This window comes from Staphylococcus gallinarum, from assembly GCF_029774255.1.
In the GTDB taxonomy this organism is placed as follows: Bacteria; Bacillota; Bacilli; order Staphylococcales; family Staphylococcaceae; genus Staphylococcus; species Staphylococcus gallinarum.
On the sequence record NZ_CP069082.1, the window covers coordinates 1,061,473 to 1,078,360 of the forward strand.

The window sequence follows — 16,888 nt, forward strand, 5'->3', positions numbered from 1 at the left end:
TATAATTTAACTTGTGAAATCTAAGAAAAGGTGGTGTGGAGCATGGTTAAAGAATCCATACCTAAAGAAGGACAGACGATAAAGATTCAAAGTTATAAACATGATGGTAATATTCATCGTGTGTGGTCTGAAACTACTATATTAAAAGGTACGGATCATGTTGTTATCGGTGGAAATGATCATACTTTGGTCACTGAAAGCGATAGTAGAACATGGATAACGAGAGAACCAGCGATTGTTTATTTTCATTCTGAATATTGGTTTAATGTGATATGTATGTTTAGAGAAGATGGTGTATATTACTATTGCAATCTTTCGTCACCCTTTGTGTGTGATGAAGAAGCGTTAAAATATATCGATTATGATTTAGACATAAAGGTTTATCCAAATGGCAAATATCATTTGCTAGATGAAGATGAATATGAACAACATATGAAACAAATGAATTATTCATCTGATATTGATGAAATATTAAGACGTAATGTCGATATTTTACAACAATGGATAGAACAAAAGAAAGGGCCTTTTGCTCCCGACTTTATCAAAGTGTGGCGTGAAAGATATAAGAAAGTAAGAAATTATTAAGCATATTTAATGAGATAAGTTAGATAATCATTTATAGTAATATAGGTATGTCTTACAAAATGTAGTTATGCTATATTTTGTGAAAAATATAACTGTAATCGCTAGCGTAATGATTAACTAACTAAGATAATGCGTTTACAACAGCCTTAGTTGAATTTCAACTTGGGCTGTTTCATTTGTAATAATATTTTTGGGGGGAAATGTATTATGATTCGCAGATATTTAAAGTTTGTGCAACCATATAAATGGCGAATCATTGCTACAATTATTATTGGTATTATTAAATTTGGTATCCCTATGTTAATTCCGTTATTAATTAAATTTGTTATTGATGATGTAATAAATAACGGTGACATATCGACACCAGAAAAATTCACAAGATTATCTATTGCTCTGGGTATAGCAGCATTTATTTTTGTGATTGTCAGACCACCAATAGAATTTTTAAGGCAATATTTGGCACAATGGACAAGTAACAAAATTTTGTACGATATTAGAAAGAAATTATATAACCATTTACAAGCATTGAGCGCTCGTTTTTATGCTAATAACCAAGCAGGGCAAGTTATTTCAAGGGTGATTAATGATGTAGAACAGACAAAAGATTTTATACTTACTGGCTTAATGAATATCTGGCTAGACTGTATAACAATTGTGATTGCACTCAGTATTATGATGTTTTTAGATGTGAAATTGACATTGGCAGCAATCGTAATCTTCCCGTTCTATATTTTAACTGTTTATTTTTTCTTTGGCCGTTTGAGAAAGTTAACACGTAAGAGATCTCAAGCACTAGCAGAGGTTCAAGGATTTTTACATGAACGAGTTCAAGGAATGTCTGTCATTAAGAGTTTTGCTATTGAAGATAATGAAGAGAAAAATTTCGATAGACATAATAGACACTTTTTAGATCGTGCGTTTAAACATACTAGATGGAATGCCTACTCATTTTCAGCAATTAATACTGTGACAGATATTGGTCCAATTATCGTAATCGGCGTGGGTGCGTATTTTGCGATTACAGGAAATATTACAGTTGGTACTTTGGCTGCATTTGTGAGTTACTTAGAACAACTATTTGGACCGCTCCGTCGATTAGTTTCTTCATTTACAACATTAACTCAAAGTTTCGCGTCTATGGATCGTGTATTTCAATTAATGGATGAAGGATACGATATAAAAAATAAAAAAGGCGCATTACCAATTGAAATTAAAAAAGGTCATATCGAACTAGATCATGTTAGTTTCAAATATAACAGTGATGAATCTACTATATTAAACAATATAAACCTTGATATTAAACAAGGTGAAACAGTAGCATTTGTTGGTATGAGTGGTGGAGGTAAATCAACCTTAATTAATTTGATACCGAGATTCTATGATGTTTCTGATGGTGAAATCCGCATTGATGGTACAAATATTAAGTCTTATCTTACGGGTAGTTTAAGAAACCAAATTGGTTTAGTGCAACAAGATAATATATTATTTTCTGATACAATCAAAGAAAATATTTTACTTGGGCGACCAGATGCAACTGATGAAGAAGTGATAGCAGCAGCTAAAATGGCGAATGCTCACGACTTTATCATGGATTTATCTGAAGGATATGACACTGAAGTTGGTGAAAGAGGCGTAAAATTATCAGGTGGTCAGAAGCAAAGAGTTTCAATTGCACGTATATTCTTGAATAATCCACCAATTATTATTCTAGATGAAGCGACAAGTGCATTAGATTTAGAAAGTGAAGCCATTATTCAAGATGCGTTAAACGTATTAAGTAAAGATCGTACAACGTTAATTGTGGCTCATAGATTATCTACCATTACACATGCTGATAAAATTGTGGTTATTGAAAATGGAGAAATTGTTGAAGTTGGTAATCACGAAACCTTATTGAGTAAAAAAGGTGCGTATGAACATTTATACAGTATACAAAATCTTTAACAATATATAGAAGAAACCCCAAACACTAATAGTTAAGTTAGTGTTTGGGGTTCTTTTGTTATAAGTCAAAATCTTCTGCCTCAATATCAATTTCATTGTCATTACGATGATAAGAAAAGAAACTGATACGCAATCGGTCGAGATGTTCGAGTATATATCGGTATTCTTCGATTGCTGCAATGATTTGCATTATATTTGCATATGAATATTCTGTTTGATAAGGCGATTTAATAATTTCCTTCTGAAAGGCATCCATTAAATCTTTCTTTTGTGGATTTTCAATTTGACTATCTAATTGACCTACATCATATCTTGCTCTTTTGGATAGACTGACAAATATTTGCTCATGATATGCAATAAGCGTATCAATTTCTAACTTTATTTGTAGTAATAATTCGTGGTTGAGATTGTGCAAGTCATTTTGATAGCGATTCATTCTCTTTAATACTTCATACGCTTGTCTAGTACTACGAACGACTTCTTTAAATAGTATCTTCTTCCTATTTTGCGAAAAGACTTGCTTCTTGGTCCATGGATTTTCCTCTTCGTAATAACCAAATACCTGTTCTAATCTATTGATACGCTTACTAATCAATCCTCTATCTTCTTTAATGTTCTGATATTCAGAAGTATCATTCAAGACTAATTTAAACCACACGAATATGTCAGAGCATATGTTTTGAGAATTATAGTATATTTTCGATTCAAACTTTGGTGGTAAAAATAACAGATTAACAACAGATGAACTTAAGACGCCAATCATAACAAGTACGAAACGATAAAATGCAGATATATAAAAGTTTCCAGTGTGCTGTCCCATAATTATCAATGCTGTCACACTCGCTAAAGTCGCCACATGTGCGAGGTTAAATCGGAATAATATAGCTATTAATAAGATGACAGTGACTCCTAATATGACTACGTTATTACCAAACACTGTAACCATAGCTACAGCTAATAAAGCTCCTACTACATTACCAAGTGCTTGTTCTGATACAATCTTTAGCGATCGATAGACACTTGGTTGCATTGCGACTACTGCACTGACTCCAGCAATTGCTTTTAATCCAGCTTCATTAGGTAGTAGAGAAGCGATAAACAAAGCAAGTATAATAGCTATACCTGTTTTGAGAATACGAGCTCCTAATTTCAAATGTACCGCTCCTTCATCATAAAATATTATTTTTTATTTATACTTGTTATACAACGATTGTCGATAAAATTCAAGTTTATTTCATTTGGCTAAATGCATAGTCAGCAGCAGCTAAAGTTTGGTCAATTTCTTTTTCAGTATGTTCTGTAGTTAAGAACCATGCCTCAAATTTGGAAGGTGCTAAATTAATCCCTTGATTCAACATTAATTTAAAGAATTTTGCAAAGGCTTCTCCATCTGAATTCTCTGCTTGATCATAGTGTGTTACTTTTTCATCTGTAAAATAGAGTGTCAATGCGCCATAGACTCTATTTACTGTTGCAGTAATGTTATGTTTACTAATTAATTCATTTAATCCATCTTCTAATCTTTTACCTAAATTATCAAGGTGTTCATAAACACCATCTTGTTCAAGAACTTCTAATAAAGCTATGCCAGCTTTCATTGAAAGAGGGTTACCTGCCATTGTACCAGCTTGATAAGCAGGGCCTAAAGGTGCAACTTGCTCCATAATGTCTTGTTTACCACCATATCCGCCGATAGGAAGTCCGCCTCCGATGATTTTTCCAAAAGCAGTTAAATCAGGATAAACTTTATATAAATCTTGGGCACCGCCGTAATGGAATCTAAATGCTGTGATAACTTCATCATAAATTACTAAACTACCATTATTATGTGTAAGTTCATTAACTTGTTCTAGAAAACCTGGTTTTGGTTCCACCATACCAAAGTTTCCTACTATTGGTTCAACTAATACACAAGCTATATCATCTCCCCAATATTCCAATGCTTCTTTATATGATTCAATATCATTGTAAGGAACTGTAATTACTTCCTTTGCAACACTTTCAGGAACACCTGCAGAGTCAGGGGAACCTAATTGGGATGGCCCACTACCAGCAGCTACTAATACTAGATCTGAATGTCCATGATATTGACCAGCAAATTTCACAATTTTATTACGCTTAGTATATGCTCGAGCTACTCTGATTGTGGTCATCACAGCTTCTGTTCCAGAATTAACAAATCTTATTTTTTCTAAAGAAGGAATTGCATCGCGTAATTTTTTAGCAAAATCAATTTCTAGTTCTGTAGGGGTACCATATAACACACCAGAAGCAGCCTGTTCTTGAATTGCTTTAGTAATATGTGGATGTGCATGACCAGTAATGATAGGTCCGTATGCCTGTAGATAGTCAATATATTTATTTCCATCAACATCAAATAAGAAAGGACCTTGTCCAGAACGCATCATTACAGGAGCGCCACCTCCAACGGCTTTATATGAGCGAGAAGGTGAGTTCACCCCTCCTAATATATATTCATTAGATGCTTGTTGAAGTCTTTCACTTTCAGTAAAATTCATTAATATCAACCTCTTTTAATTTAATATTTTCGCCTATTATCGTATCATAAAATTAATAATAAACAGAATAGGGTGAGTTTGATGTTGAAAAAAGGCGATATATTTCCACAATTTAACTTAGAAAATCAAAATGGTGAAGTTATTTCTAATGAAACAATTAAAGGTAATAAGACAGTACTTTACTTCTATCCGAGAGATAATACACCTACTTGTACTACGGAGGCTTGTGACTTTAGAGATAACTTGGCTAGCTTTAATGAACTAGGTGTTAATGTATTTGGTATTAGTGGTGATAGTAAGAAAAAACACCAAAACTTTATTGAAAAATTAGGGTTAAATTTTGATTTGCTAGTTGATGAAGATTTCCAATTATCCAAAGCTACAGGTGTTTATCAATTGAAGAAATCATTCGGTAAAGAATCTATGGGAATTGTTCGAACAACATTTATATTAGATGAAGAAGGAAAAGTCATAGATGTTATTGAAAAAGTAAAAGTAAAAACACAGATGGAAACACTTAAGAATATTTTGGGGTGATGTTAGGTGAAAGTCGTAAGTTTGAAAAGATTAGGAGATTTGGAACAAGAGCTGACAAATCGGTTTCCAGATGTCGAATTTCTTTTTACTAAAGGTGTAAATGAAATTGCTAAATCTGATAGATCAACGCTCGATATTTTAATTGGCTATGATAGCAACTTAGATGAAAGCTTTTTAACTGAATGTCCAAACTTAAAATGGATAGCATGGTATGCAACGGGTGTTAATAAACTGCCGTTAAATTATATAGCTAATCAAAATATTTTACTGACAAATGGTAAAGGAATTCATGCAAAACAAATGGCAGAGTTTATTACTGCCTTCATCTTAGATGATTATAAAAAAATGAGAACTTCATATATAAACCAACAAAATAAAGTATATGATTCCAAACTAACAGCTGATAGAGTGGGTAAACAAACCGTACTTTTTTTAGGTACAGGAACAATTGCTCAAAGAACAGCGCATGTGTTACAAGCTTTAGATATGAATATCCTAGGTATTAATACTACAGGGCATAAAGTAAATGGCATTAATAAGACCTATGCATTAAAGGAGTTATTGAGTGTATTACCGGAAGCGGATATAGTAGTTAACACATTGCCAGAAACAGCGAACACGATTCATCTATTAACAAGTGAGCATTTCTCACAAATGAAAAATACAGCATTATTTATAAATGTTGGTAGAGGATCCATTGTTAAAGAAGATATATTGATTAAAGTGTTAAAGGATAGCGTAATAAGACATGCTTATCTGGATGTTTTTGAGAAAGAGCCTTTAACGCAACAAAATGAGCTGTTTAATTTATCAAATGTAACTATAACTGCTCATATAACAGGCAATGGAAAGGAAAACTTCCAAGAAGCTACAGATTTATTTACAAAGAATCTAACTCATTTTCTCAATAACAACCATCTAATTGAGAATGAAGTTGATGCGAAACAAGGTTATTAATGGATTATAATGTTTGTATATTGACATATTCCTTAATTAGAAGTTATATTTATATTAAGTAATAATAATTATTAAATAGAAAGATGGTGAACGATATGAGTGCAGAGATGGACACAATTGAACATGAGTTAGAAGATTCAATAGCATCTTTAAGAAATGCAGGGATTAGAATCACACCTCAAAGACAAGCAATATTAAAGTATCTTATTGCATCAGAGACACATCCTACTGCTGACGAAATTTATCAAGCACTTTCACCTGATTTTCCAAATATTAGTGTTGCGACAATATATAATAACTTACGTGTCTTTAAGGATATTGGACTCGTTAAAGAATTGCCTTATGGTGATTCCTCTAGCCGATTTGACTTTAATACACATAATCACTACCATGTGATCTGTGAGAGTTGTGGTAAGATTGTAGACTTCCATTATCCACAGTTAGATGAAGTGGAACAATTAGCACAACATGTAACAGACTTTAATGTTACGCATCACCGAATGGAAATTTATGGACTATGCAAAGATTGCCAAGATAAAAAGTAAGAGTAACATCGTTATAAATAACTAATTATAGAAGAAACACGTCTCAATTTGATTGATTCGTGTTTTTTTTTAATTTCAAAATTTATAGCAATTAAAGTTGCTGCTGAATTAAACAGGGTAGTGATTTTGAATATTTATAATACGAAAATTAAAACCTTTTTAAAATAATGATGCTTAAAATCATGAAAATGAGGTAAAATATAAGCAATATAGCCACAAATATTTACACTATTTTAAATCTATGTACATATTATCGATAATTAGTAATTACAAAGGTGAAATTAAACCTAAAAATATTGATAAATATGATTGACGATTACGAATTCTCTTGATATTATATAAAAGTCGTCAAAACAAGGCGGCGAACGAATTTAACTTCTCAAACAAATATTTAAAAAGTGTAAATTTGACACTTGTTAATGTGATTGAAAGGTTATACAATATTAAATGTTGAGTTAACAAACGCAACAAACTTAATAAAATAAAAAAAGAAATTTATTCTTGACTTAATAAAAACTTAATGTTAAAATAAATTCTTGTAACACATTAATGAACATTGAAAACTGAATCGCAATATGTCAACGTTAATTCCGAACACAACGATAATCGTTGGTTCAAAAAACGTGTTAATGATAACACAAATTAGTATTTTATGAGCTAATCAAACATCATAATTTTTTATGGAGAGTTTGATCCTGGCTCAGGATGAACGCTGGCGGCGTGCCTAATACATGCAAGTCGAGCGAACAGATAAGGAGCTTGCTCCTTTGACGTTAGCGGCGGACGGGTGAGTAACACGTGGGTAACCTACCTATAAGACTGGAATAACTCCGGGAAACCGGGGCTAATGCCGGATAACATATAGAACCGCATGGTTCTATAGTGAAAGATGGTTTTGCTATCACTTATAGATGGACCCGCGCCGTATTAGCTAGTTGGTAAGGTAATGGCTTACCAAGGCGACGATACGTAGCCGACCTGAGAGGGTGATCGGCCACACTGGAACTGAGACACGGTCCAGACTCCTACGGGAGGCAGCAGTAGGGAATCTTCCGCAATGGGCGAAAGCCTGACGGAGCAACGCCGCGTGAGTGATGAAGGGTTTCGGCTCGTAAAACTCTGTTATTAGGGAAGAACATATGTGTAAGTAACTGTGCACATCTTGACGGTACCTAATCAGAAAGCCACGGCTAACTACGTGCCAGCAGCCGCGGTAATACGTAGGTGGCAAGCGTTATCCGGAATTATTGGGCGTAAAGCGCGCGTAGGCGGTTTCTTAAGTCTGATGTGAAAGCCCACGGCTCAACCGTGGAGGGTCATTGGAAACTGGGAAACTTGAGTGCAGAAGAGGAAAGTGGAATTCCATGTGTAGCGGTGAAATGCGCAGAGATATGGAGGAACACCAGTGGCGAAGGCGACTTTCTGGTCTGTAACTGACGCTGATGTGCGAAAGCGTGGGGATCAAACAGGATTAGATACCCTGGTAGTCCACGCCGTAAACGATGAGTGCTAAGTGTTAGGGGGTTTCCGCCCCTTAGTGCTGCAGCTAACGCATTAAGCACTCCGCCTGGGGAGTACGACCGCAAGGTTGAAACTCAAAGGAATTGACGGGGACCCGCACAAGCGGTGGAGCATGTGGTTTAATTCGAAGCAACGCGAAGAACCTTACCAAATCTTGACATCCTTTGACCACTCTAGAGATAGAGCTTTCCCCTTCGGGGGACAAAGTGACAGGTGGTGCATGGTTGTCGTCAGCTCGTGTCGTGAGATGTTGGGTTAAGTCCCGCAACGAGCGCAACCCTTAAGCTTAGTTGCCATCATTAAGTTGGGCACTCTAGGTTGACTGCCGGTGACAAACCGGAGGAAGGTGGGGATGACGTCAAATCATCATGCCCCTTATGATTTGGGCTACACACGTGCTACAATGGACAATACAAAGGGCAGCTAAACCGCGAGGTCATGCAAATCCCATAAAGTTGTTCTCAGTTCGGATTGTAGTCTGCAACTCGACTACATGAAGCTGGAATCGCTAGTAATCGTAGATCAGCATGCTACGGTGAATACGTTCCCGGGTCTTGTACACACCGCCCGTCACACCACGAGAGTTTGTAACACCCGAAGCCGGTGGAGTAACCATTTATGGAGCTAGCCGTCGAAGGTGGGACAAATGATTGGGGTGAAGTCGTAACAAGGTAGCCGTATCGGAAGGTGCGGCTGGATCACCTCCTTTCTAAGGATATATTCGGAACATCTTCTTTAGAAGATGATAAGAGGAATAACATTGACATATTGTATTCAGTTTTGAATGCTCATTAAAGTATTCATTTTCGAAATGGGCCTATAGCTCAGCTGGTTAGAGCGCACGCCTGATAAGCGTGAGGTCGGTGGTTCGAGTCCACTTAGGCCCACCATTTCAAATTTAATATTGGGGGCTTAGCTCAGATGGGAGAGCGCCTGCTTTGCACGCAGGAGGTCAGCGGTTCGATCCCGCTAGTCTCCACCATGTTTAAATTTTGTACATTGAAAACTAGATAAGTAAGTAAAATATATAGATTTTACCAAGCAAAACCGAGTGAATTAGAGTTTTAAAAAAGCTTGAATTCAAAAAGAAATAATCGCTAGTGTTCGAAAGAACACTCACAGATTAATAACATTTTGGGTTTTCAAACAACGACGTTGTATTGGAAAACAAAAAGATTAAGTTATTAAGGGCGCACGGTGGATGCCTTGGCACTAGAAGCCGATGAAGGACGTTACTAACGACGATATGCTTTGGGGAGCTGTAAGTAAGCTTTGATCCAGAGATTTCCGAATGGGGAAACCCAGCACGAGTTATGTCGTGTTATCGATATGTGAATACATAGCATATCTGAAGGCAGACGCGGAGAACTGAAACATCTTAGTACCCGCAGGAAGAGAAAGAAAAATCGATTCCCTGAGTAGCGGCGAGCGAAACGGGAACAGCCCAAACCAACGAGCTTGCTTGTTGGGGTTGTAGGACACTCTATACGGAGTTACAAAGGAATAAATTAGACGAATCATTTGGAAAGATGAATCATAGAAGGTAATAATCCTGTAGTCGAAAGTTTATTCTCTCTTGAGTGGATCCTGAGTACGACGGAGCACGTGAAATTCCGTCGGAATCTGGGAGGACCATCTCCTAAGGCTAAATACTCTCTAGTGACCGATAGTGAACCAGTACCGTGAGGGAAAGGTGAAAAGTACCCCGGAAGGGGAGTGAAATAGAACTTGAAACCGTGTGCTTACAAGTAGTCAGAGCCCGTTAATGGGTGATGGCGTGCCTTTTGTAGAATGAACCGGCGAGTTACGATTTGATGCAAGGTTAAGCAGTGAATGTGGAGCCGTAGCGAAAGCGAGTCTGAATAGGGCGTTGAGTATTTGGTCGTAGACCCGAAACCAGGTGATCTACCCATGACCAGGCTGAAGTTCAGGTAACACTGAATGGAGGGCCGAACCGACTTACGTTGAAAAGTGAGCGGATGAGTTGTGGGTAGCGGAGAAATTCCAATCGAACCTGGAGATAGCTGGTTCTCTCCGAAATAGCTTTAGGGCTAGCCTCAAGTGATGATTATTGGAGGTAGAGCACTGTTTGGACGAGGGGCCCTTCTCGGGTTACCGAATTCAGACAAACTCCGAATGCCAATCAATTTAACTTGGGAGTCAGAACGCGGGTGATAAGGTCCGTGTTCGAAAGGGAAACAGCCCAGACCACCAGCTAAGGTCCCAAAATATATGTTAAGTGGAAAAGGATGTGGCGTTGCCCAGACAACTAGGATGTTGGCTTAGAAGCAGCCATCATTTAAAGAGTGCGTAATAGCTCACTAGTCGAGTGACACTGCGCCGAAAATGTACCGGGGCTAAACATATTACCGAAGCTGTGGATTGTCCGTAGGACAATGGTAGGAGAGCGTTCTAAGGGCGTTGAAGCATGATCGCAAGGACATGTGGAGCGCTTAGAAGTGAGAATGCCGGTGTGAGTAGCGAAAGACGGGTGAGAATCCCGTCCACCGATTGACTAAGGTTTCCAGAGGAAGGCTCGTCCGCTCTGGGTTAGTCGGGTCCTAAGCTGAGGCCGACAGGCGTAGGCGATGGATAACAGGTTGATATTCCTGTACCACCATAATTCGTTTTAAGCGATGGGGGGACGCAGTAGGATAGGCGAAGCGTGCTGTTGGAGTGCACGTCCAAGCAATGAGACTGAGTATTAGGCAAATCCGGTACTCTTAAGGTCAAGTTGTGATGGGGAGAGGAAATTGTTTCCTCGAGTCGTTGATTTCACACTGCCAAGAAAAGCCTCTAGCTAGAAGTGTGGTGCCCGTACCGCAAACCGACACAGGTAGTCAAGATGAGAATTCTAAGGTGAGCGAGCGAACTCTCGTTAAGGAACTCGGCAAAATGACCCCGTAACTTCGGGAGAAGGGGTGCTCTTTAGGGTTAACGCCCAGGAGAGCCGCAGTGAATAGGCCCAAGCGACTGTTTATCAAAAACACAGGTCTCTGCTAAACCGTAAGGTGATGTATAGGGGCTGACGCCTGCCCGGTGCTGGAAGGTTAAGAGGAGTGGTTAGCTTCTGCGAAGCTACGAATCGAAGCCCCAGTAAACGGCGGCCGTAACTATAACGGTCCTAAGGTAGCGAAATTCCTTGTCGGGTAAGTTCCGACCCGCACGAAAGGCGTAACGATTTGGGCACTGTCTCAACGAGAGACTCGGTGAAATCATAGTACCTGTGAAGATGCAGGTTACCCGCGACAGGACGGAAAGACCCCGTGGAGCTTTACTGTAGTCTGATATTGAAATTCGTCACAGCTTGTACAGGATAGGTAGGAGCCGTTGATACGTGAGCGCTAGCTTACGTGGAGGCGTTGGTGGGATACTACCCTCGCTGTGTTGGATTTCTAACCCGCACCATTTATCATGGTGGGAGACAGTGTCAGATGGGCAGTTTGACTGGGGCGGTCGCCTCCTAAAGAGTAACGGAGGCGCTCAAAGGTTTCCTCAGAATGGTTGGAAATCATTCATAGAGTGTAAAGGCATAAGGAAGCTTGACTGCGAGACCTACAAGTCGAGCAGGGTCGAAAGACGGACTTAGTGATCCGGTGGTTCCGCATGGAAGGGCCATCGCTCAACGGATAAAAGCTACCCCGGGGATAACAGGCTTATCTCCCCCAAGAGTTCACATCGACGGGGAGGTTTGGCACCTCGATGTCGGCTCATCGCATCCTGGGGCTGTAGTCGGTCCCAAGGGTTGGGCTGTTCGCCCATTAAAGCGGTACGCGAGCTGGGTTCAGAACGTCGTGAGACAGTTCGGTCCCTATCCGTCGTGGGCGTAGGAAATTTGAGAGGAGCTGTCCTTAGTACGAGAGGACCGGGATGGACATACCTCTGGTGTACCAGTTGTCGTGCCAACGGCATCGCTGGGTAGCTATGTATGGACGGGATAAGTGCTGAAAGCATCTAAGCATGAAGCCCCCCTCAAGATGAGATTTCCCAACTTCGGTTATAAGATCCCTCAAAGATGATGAGGTTAATAGGTTCGAGGTGGAAGCGTAGCGATACGTGGAGCTGACGAATACTAATCGATCGAAGACTTAATCAATTTTATAAACCGTTTTGATTGGTAATTATATTTTACTTACTATCTAGTTTTGAATGTATAATTTAATACATTTCATTGTCTGGTGACAATGGCAAGGAGGTCACACCTGTTCCCATGCCGAACACAGAAGTTAAGCTCCTTAGCGCCGATGGTAGTCGGACTTACGTTCCGCAAGAGTAGGACGTTGCCAGGCAGTTATATTCGGAGGATTAGCTCAGCTGGGAGAGCATCTGCCTTACAAGCAGAGGGTCGGCGGTTCGAACCCGTCATCCTCCACCATCTTAATAAGCCGGCCTAGCTCAATTGGTAGAGCAACTGACTTGTAATCAGTAGGTTGGGGGTTCAAGTCCTCTGGCCGGCACCATTATTTAAGAGCCATTAGCTCAGTTGGTAGAGCATCTGACTTTTAATCAGAGGGTCAGAGGTTCGAATCCTCTATGGCTCACCATTTTAATCATATATCGCGGGTGTGGCGGAATTGGCAGACGCACTAGACTTAGGATCTAGCGCCTTACGGCGTGGGGGTTCGACTCCCTTCACCCGCATATGCAGAAGTAGTTCAGCGGTAGAATACGACCTTGCCAAGGTCGGGGTCGCGGGTTCGAATCCCGTCTTCTGCTCCATTATATGTGCCGGGGTGGCGGAACTGGCAGACGCACAGGACTTAAAATCCTGCGGTGAGAGATCACCGTACCGGTTCGATTCCGGTCCTCGGCACCATATTTTTTAAATAGCGCCTGTAGCTCAACTGGATAGAGTGCTTGACTACGGATCAAGAGGTTATGGGTTCGACTCCTATCAGGCGCGCCATTTAAAGATAATTACTTCACCCAATTATAAACGGGAAGTAGCTCAGCTTGGTAGAGCACTTGGTTTGGGACCAAGGGGTCGCAGGTTCGAATCCTGTCTTCCCGATAACCCAATGAATAATGGGGGCTTAGCTCAGATGGGAGAGCGCCTGCTTTGCACGCAGGAGGTCAGCGGTTCGATCCCGCTAGTCTCCACCATTTTTACTAAAGAAACTAAATTACAACGGCGGTGTAGCTCAGCTGGCTAGAGCGTACGGTTCATACCCGTGAGGTCGGGGGTTCGATCCCCTCCACCGCCACTATTATTAGTTGTAAATTATATTTAGGACCTTTAGCTCAGTTGGTTAGAGCTAACGGCTCATAACCGTTCGGTCGCAGGTTCGAGTCCTGCAAGGTCCATATAATTTTTGGAGGAATACCCAAGTCCGGCTGAAGGGATCGGTCTTGAAAACCGACAGGGGCTTAACGGCCCGCGGGGGTTCGAATCCCTCTTCCTCCGCCATTTTTAAAATTAAAATTAAATATAATTTATTACCTAATATTTTTGGAGGAATACCCAAGTCTGGCTGAAGGGATCGGTCTTGAAAACCGACAGGAGCTTAACGGCTCGCGGGGGTTCGAATCCCTCTTCCTCCGCCATTAATATTAACGCGGGATGGAGCAGTTCGGTAGCTCGTCGGGCTCATAACCCGAAGGTCGGTGGTTCAAATCCGCCTCCCGCAATTTTATCTTTTTGGTCCCGTAGTGTAGCGGTTAACACGCCTGCCTGTCACGCAGGAGATCGCGGGTTCGATTCCCGTCGGGACCGCCATTATGGTTCAGTAGCTCAGTTGGTAGAGCAATGGATTGAAGCTCCATGTGTCGGCAGTTCGACTCTGTCCTGAACCATTTTATTATACAAGCCGGCCTAGCTCAATTGGTAGAGCAACTGACTTGTAATCAGTAGGTTGGGGGTTCAAGTCCTCTGGCCGGCACCAGTTTTTGGAGGGGTAGCGAAGTGGCTAAACGCGGCGGACTGTAAATCCGCTCCTTCGGGTTCGGCAGTTCGAATCTGCCCCCCTCCACCATTTATTTTTTATAGGGACATAGTTCAACGGTAGAATAGAGGTCTCCAAAACCTTTGATGTGGGTTCGATTCCTACTGTCCCTGCCATGGCGGCTGTGGCGAAGTGGTTAACGCATCGGATTGTGGTTCCGACACTCGTGGGTTCGATTCCCATCAGCCGCCCTTAATATTATTAATGGGCTATAGCCAAGCGGTAAGGCAACGGACTTTGACTCCGTCACGCGCTGGTTCGAATCCAGCTAGCCCAGTTAGTATTGGCGGCATAGCCAAGTGGTAAGGCAGAGGTCTGCAAAACCTTTATCACCGGTTCAAATCCGGTTGCCGCCTCCATGAATATGCGGGAGTAGTTCAACTTTTAGAACACATTCCTTCCCGGAATGAGGTATAGGTGTAAGTCCTATCTTCCGCTCCATATTTATAATCCCATGCGGGAGTAGTTCAACTTTTAGAACACGTTCCTTCCCGGAACGAGGTGTAGGTGTAAGTCCTACCTTCCGCTCCATATTTATAATCCCATGCGGGAGTAGTTCAACTTTTAGAACACGTTCCTTCCCGGAACGAGGTGTAGGTGTAAGTCCTATCTTCCGCTCCATTTTTTCTTCCAGATATGGGAGTTTTTTTTTACCCTTTTTTAAGTATACATAGTTTAGAAAATATATATTGAAATTTAGAGAATGGAAATATTTATGTATTTGTGTTGTTTTACTTTAATGATGTTTTTGTACGATTGTGAATTGGTAATTTATGGGAATTAATGATTTTATTGTGGAATTTCTCTTAATTTATGATCGATTTAAATGCACTCAATAAGACATTGAACAACGTTTCGTTGAAAATGTTGGTGGTATTATATGATAGTCGCCGATACTTGTAACTACGAAAAAGTAATATGAAATAGGAGAGATTAAATAATGATCAGAACATTAATGAATTCAAAGATACACCGAGCACGAGTAACTGAATCTAATTTGAATTATGTAGGTAGTATTACTATTGATAAAGATATACTTGATGCTGTTGATATATTAGCTAATGAAAAAGTAGCCATTGTGAATAATAATAATGGTGCTCGCTTTGAAACATATGTAATAGAAGGGGAAAGAGGAAGTGGAAAAATTTGTTTAAATGGTGCTGCTTCACGATTAGTTGAAGTTGATGATGTCGTTATCATCATGACATATGCTCAATTAAACGAAGAAGAAATTGAACATCATGAACCAAAAGTAGCCGTTTTAAATGAATATAATGAAATTACTCAAATGTTACATGAAAAAGAAAATCAGACTATTTTAGAATAATTTATTTGAATCACACTTGTAAATTTTTAAGTGTGATTTTTAATTTGTTAAAAGGTGACATTAAAATAACTTATAATGGTTAAAAATACATCAAAAGTGTTATTATTATGCTATTTTGTTTTGTTTACTATTGACGACAAAAGCTTAGCGTAATATAATATATTTATGCTATTTCGAGTTGATACGTTTTATAATTTGATGTATCAATACCAATTACCTGATAATATCAGGCCGGCGTGGCGGAATTGGCAGACGCGCGGGACTCAAAATCCCGTTCCTTCATTGGAGTGTCGGTTCGACCCCGACCGCCGGTATAACTAGGCTAACATTAGCCATCAACGGTAATAGAGAACCCCTTAACAAAGGGGTTCTTTTTTTATACATTGCTTTACTATAAATAAAATTCAAATATTTTGGTCACTTTATGGATATAAGAGCTATTTTATAATGCTTTAGTCTGATTTATTTTTATCACAACTCAGTTAATATAATAATTTGAGGTGACAGCTTATGATGAGAACATCTATGATAACCGGTTATTTTTTATTAATATTTATAATTGTGTTGTTATTTATATTTTTACTAGATGATAAATCTACAATCTATTATGGTAAGGTTGAAAATAATCAGGGCATTGTTAGTAATTTAGTTAGTGACAAAGGAGATATTATTGAGCATCTAAGAGTGTCTGATGATTTGCAAGAAAGTATGCATGTGGGCGATTATATTTCTGTTAAACTTTCGAATAAAAAGAACAATATAATTAATGAACAACTAGTTGATGACTCACAATTATCTTCGAAGATACTATATCGTTTAAATATATAATGTTGAAGTGAGATTTTTTTAAATCCTTTTAACTTCAATTGAAATCTATTTTAAATAATGCTGATCTACTCAAGTAGATCGGCATTTTATTTGTTGTATAGCTGGATTTTTCACATTAAATTAATCTTAAAAGTAAATATTGTGGTTTGATGTAAAATATAATATTATAAGTCTATTGTTATA

9 protein-coding genes, 28 tRNA genes and 3 rRNA genes are annotated in these 16,888 nt (G+C 39.2%); 38 read left to right on the forward strand and 2 right to left on the reverse strand.

Annotation, left to right across the window (positions count from 1 at the left end; all coding sequences use genetic code 11):
• Positions 1–42: 42 nt before the first annotated feature.
• Positions 43–585: a nucleoside tri-diphosphate phosphatase gene (gene ntdP / locus JN168_RS04835; protein ID WP_042739159.1), complete on the forward strand. Its 543-nt coding sequence runs from the start codon at positions 43–45 to the stop codon at positions 583–585.
• A 207-nt stretch (positions 586–792) separates the two neighbouring features.
• The gene (locus JN168_RS04840) at positions 793–2,529 is read left to right on the forward strand and encodes an ABC transporter ATP-binding protein (RefSeq protein WP_042739158.1); all 1,737 of its coding nucleotides are present in this window, start codon (positions 793–795) and stop codon (positions 2,527–2,529) included.
• Positions 2,530–2,587: 58 nt separating this feature from the next.
• Here the strand turns inward: JN168_RS04840 and JN168_RS04845 are convergent, their stop codons facing one another.
• Both JN168_RS04845 and JN168_RS04850 read right to left on the reverse strand, forming a co-directional pair.
• A complete protein-coding gene (locus JN168_RS04845) occupies positions 2,588–3,682 on the reverse strand; it encodes an FUSC family protein (RefSeq protein WP_042739157.1) in 1,095 nt (364 codons plus the stop codon).
• Positions 3,683–3,758: 76 nt separating this feature from the next.
• Entirely contained in the window at positions 3,759–5,048 is a 1,290-nt protein-coding gene (locus JN168_RS04850) for a glutamate-1-semialdehyde 2,1-aminomutase (protein ID WP_042739156.1), read from the reverse strand.
• A gap of 81 nt (positions 5,049–5,129) precedes the next feature.
• Between JN168_RS04850 and bcp the strand changes: the two genes are divergently transcribed.
• The 36 genes from bcp to JN168_RS05030 all read left to right on the forward strand — a co-directional run bounded on the left by bcp (position 5,130) and on the right by JN168_RS05030 (position 16,705).
• Positions 5,130–5,585, forward strand: coding sequence for a thioredoxin-dependent thiol peroxidase (bcp, locus tag JN168_RS04855; protein WP_107527636.1), 456 nt, complete (start codon positions 5,130–5,132; stop codon positions 5,583–5,585).
• Positions 5,586–5,591: 6 nt separating this feature from the next.
• A complete protein-coding gene (locus JN168_RS04860; RefSeq protein WP_042739154.1) occupies positions 5,592–6,542 on the forward strand; it encodes a phosphoglycerate dehydrogenase in 951 nt (316 codons plus the stop codon).
• A gap of 95 nt (positions 6,543–6,637) precedes the next feature.
• Positions 6,638–7,087 (forward strand): peroxide-responsive transcriptional repressor PerR, encoded by a 450-nt coding sequence (perR, locus tag JN168_RS04865; RefSeq protein WP_042739153.1) that lies wholly within the window; start codon positions 6,638–6,640, stop codon positions 7,085–7,087.
• A gap of 677 nt (positions 7,088–7,764) precedes the next feature.
• A 16S ribosomal RNA gene (locus JN168_RS04870) occupies positions 7,765–9,317 on the forward strand.
• Between the two features lie 104 nt (positions 9,318–9,421).
• A tRNA-Ile gene (locus tag JN168_RS04875) sits at positions 9,422–9,498 on the forward strand.
• Positions 9,499–9,514: 16 nt separating this feature from the next.
• Positions 9,515–9,590, forward strand: a tRNA-Ala gene (locus JN168_RS04880).
• A 192-nt stretch (positions 9,591–9,782) separates the two neighbouring features.
• Positions 9,783–12,704 (forward strand): 23S ribosomal RNA (locus tag JN168_RS04885).
• Positions 12,705–12,782: 78 nt separating this feature from the next.
• Positions 12,783–12,897, forward strand: a 5S ribosomal RNA gene (gene rrf / locus JN168_RS04890).
• The 16S, 23S and 5S rRNA genes sit together here with 27 tRNA genes alongside, the layout of an rRNA operon.
• 10 nt (positions 12,898–12,907) lie before the next feature.
• A tRNA-Val gene (locus JN168_RS04895) sits at positions 12,908–12,983 on the forward strand.
• A 9-nt stretch (positions 12,984–12,992) separates the two neighbouring features.
• A tRNA-Thr gene (locus JN168_RS04900) sits at positions 12,993–13,068 on the forward strand.
• Between the two features lie 8 nt (positions 13,069–13,076).
• Positions 13,077–13,152 (forward strand) — tRNA-Lys (locus JN168_RS04905).
• 15 nt (positions 13,153–13,167) lie between these two features.
• Positions 13,168–13,249, forward strand: a tRNA-Leu gene (locus JN168_RS04910).
• Positions 13,250–13,252: 3 nt separating this feature from the next.
• Positions 13,253–13,327 (forward strand) — tRNA-Gly (locus JN168_RS04915).
• A gap of 8 nt (positions 13,328–13,335) precedes the next feature.
• Positions 13,336–13,424 (forward strand) — tRNA-Leu (locus tag JN168_RS04920).
• A gap of 13 nt (positions 13,425–13,437) precedes the next feature.
• Positions 13,438–13,514, forward strand: a tRNA-Arg gene (locus JN168_RS04925).
• Positions 13,515–13,545: 31 nt separating this feature from the next.
• Positions 13,546–13,619, forward strand: a tRNA-Pro gene (locus tag JN168_RS04930).
• A 16-nt stretch (positions 13,620–13,635) separates the two neighbouring features.
• A tRNA-Ala gene (locus tag JN168_RS04935) sits at positions 13,636–13,711 on the forward strand.
• Between the two features lie 27 nt (positions 13,712–13,738).
• Positions 13,739–13,812 (forward strand) — tRNA-Met (locus tag JN168_RS04940).
• Between the two features lie 26 nt (positions 13,813–13,838).
• Positions 13,839–13,912: transfer RNA gene (locus tag JN168_RS04945), tRNA-Ile, on the forward strand.
• Positions 13,913–13,922: 10 nt separating this feature from the next.
• Positions 13,923–14,015, forward strand: a tRNA-Ser gene (locus tag JN168_RS04950).
• 44 nt (positions 14,016–14,059) lie between these two features.
• Positions 14,060–14,152, forward strand: a tRNA-Ser gene (locus JN168_RS04955).
• 10 nt (positions 14,153–14,162) lie between these two features.
• A tRNA-Met gene (locus JN168_RS04960) sits at positions 14,163–14,236 on the forward strand.
• A gap of 12 nt (positions 14,237–14,248) precedes the next feature.
• A tRNA-Asp gene (locus tag JN168_RS04965) sits at positions 14,249–14,324 on the forward strand.
• A 4-nt stretch (positions 14,325–14,328) separates the two neighbouring features.
• Positions 14,329–14,401: transfer RNA gene (locus JN168_RS04970), tRNA-Phe, on the forward strand.
• Positions 14,402–14,414: 13 nt separating this feature from the next.
• A tRNA-Thr gene (locus JN168_RS04975) sits at positions 14,415–14,490 on the forward strand.
• A gap of 6 nt (positions 14,491–14,496) precedes the next feature.
• Positions 14,497–14,580 (forward strand) — tRNA-Tyr (locus JN168_RS04980).
• Positions 14,581–14,592: 12 nt separating this feature from the next.
• Positions 14,593–14,666: transfer RNA gene (locus JN168_RS04985), tRNA-Trp, on the forward strand.
• A 2-nt stretch (positions 14,667–14,668) separates the two neighbouring features.
• Positions 14,669–14,741, forward strand: a tRNA-His gene (locus JN168_RS04990).
• A gap of 14 nt (positions 14,742–14,755) precedes the next feature.
• Positions 14,756–14,827, forward strand: a tRNA-Gln gene (locus JN168_RS04995).
• A gap of 8 nt (positions 14,828–14,835) precedes the next feature.
• A tRNA-Cys gene (locus JN168_RS05000) sits at positions 14,836–14,909 on the forward strand.
• Between the two features lie 7 nt (positions 14,910–14,916).
• Positions 14,917–14,991: transfer RNA gene (locus JN168_RS05005), tRNA-Gly, on the forward strand.
• Between the two features lie 15 nt (positions 14,992–15,006).
• Positions 15,007–15,081 (forward strand) — tRNA-Gly (locus JN168_RS05010).
• A gap of 15 nt (positions 15,082–15,096) precedes the next feature.
• A tRNA-Gly gene (locus tag JN168_RS05015) sits at positions 15,097–15,171 on the forward strand.
• A gap of 319 nt (positions 15,172–15,490) precedes the next feature.
• The gene (gene panD / locus JN168_RS05020; RefSeq protein ID WP_042740060.1) at positions 15,491–15,877 is read left to right on the forward strand and encodes an aspartate 1-decarboxylase; all 387 of its coding nucleotides are present in this window, start codon (positions 15,491–15,493) and stop codon (positions 15,875–15,877) included.
• Between the two features lie 230 nt (positions 15,878–16,107).
• Positions 16,108–16,191 (forward strand) — tRNA-Leu (locus JN168_RS05025).
• Positions 16,192–16,387: 196 nt separating this feature from the next.
• Complete coding sequence (locus JN168_RS05030; RefSeq protein WP_229366469.1) at positions 16,388–16,705, forward strand: hypothetical protein; 318 nt, start codon at positions 16,388–16,390, stop codon at positions 16,703–16,705.
• The last annotated feature ends 183 nt before the right edge of the window (positions 16,706–16,888 follow it).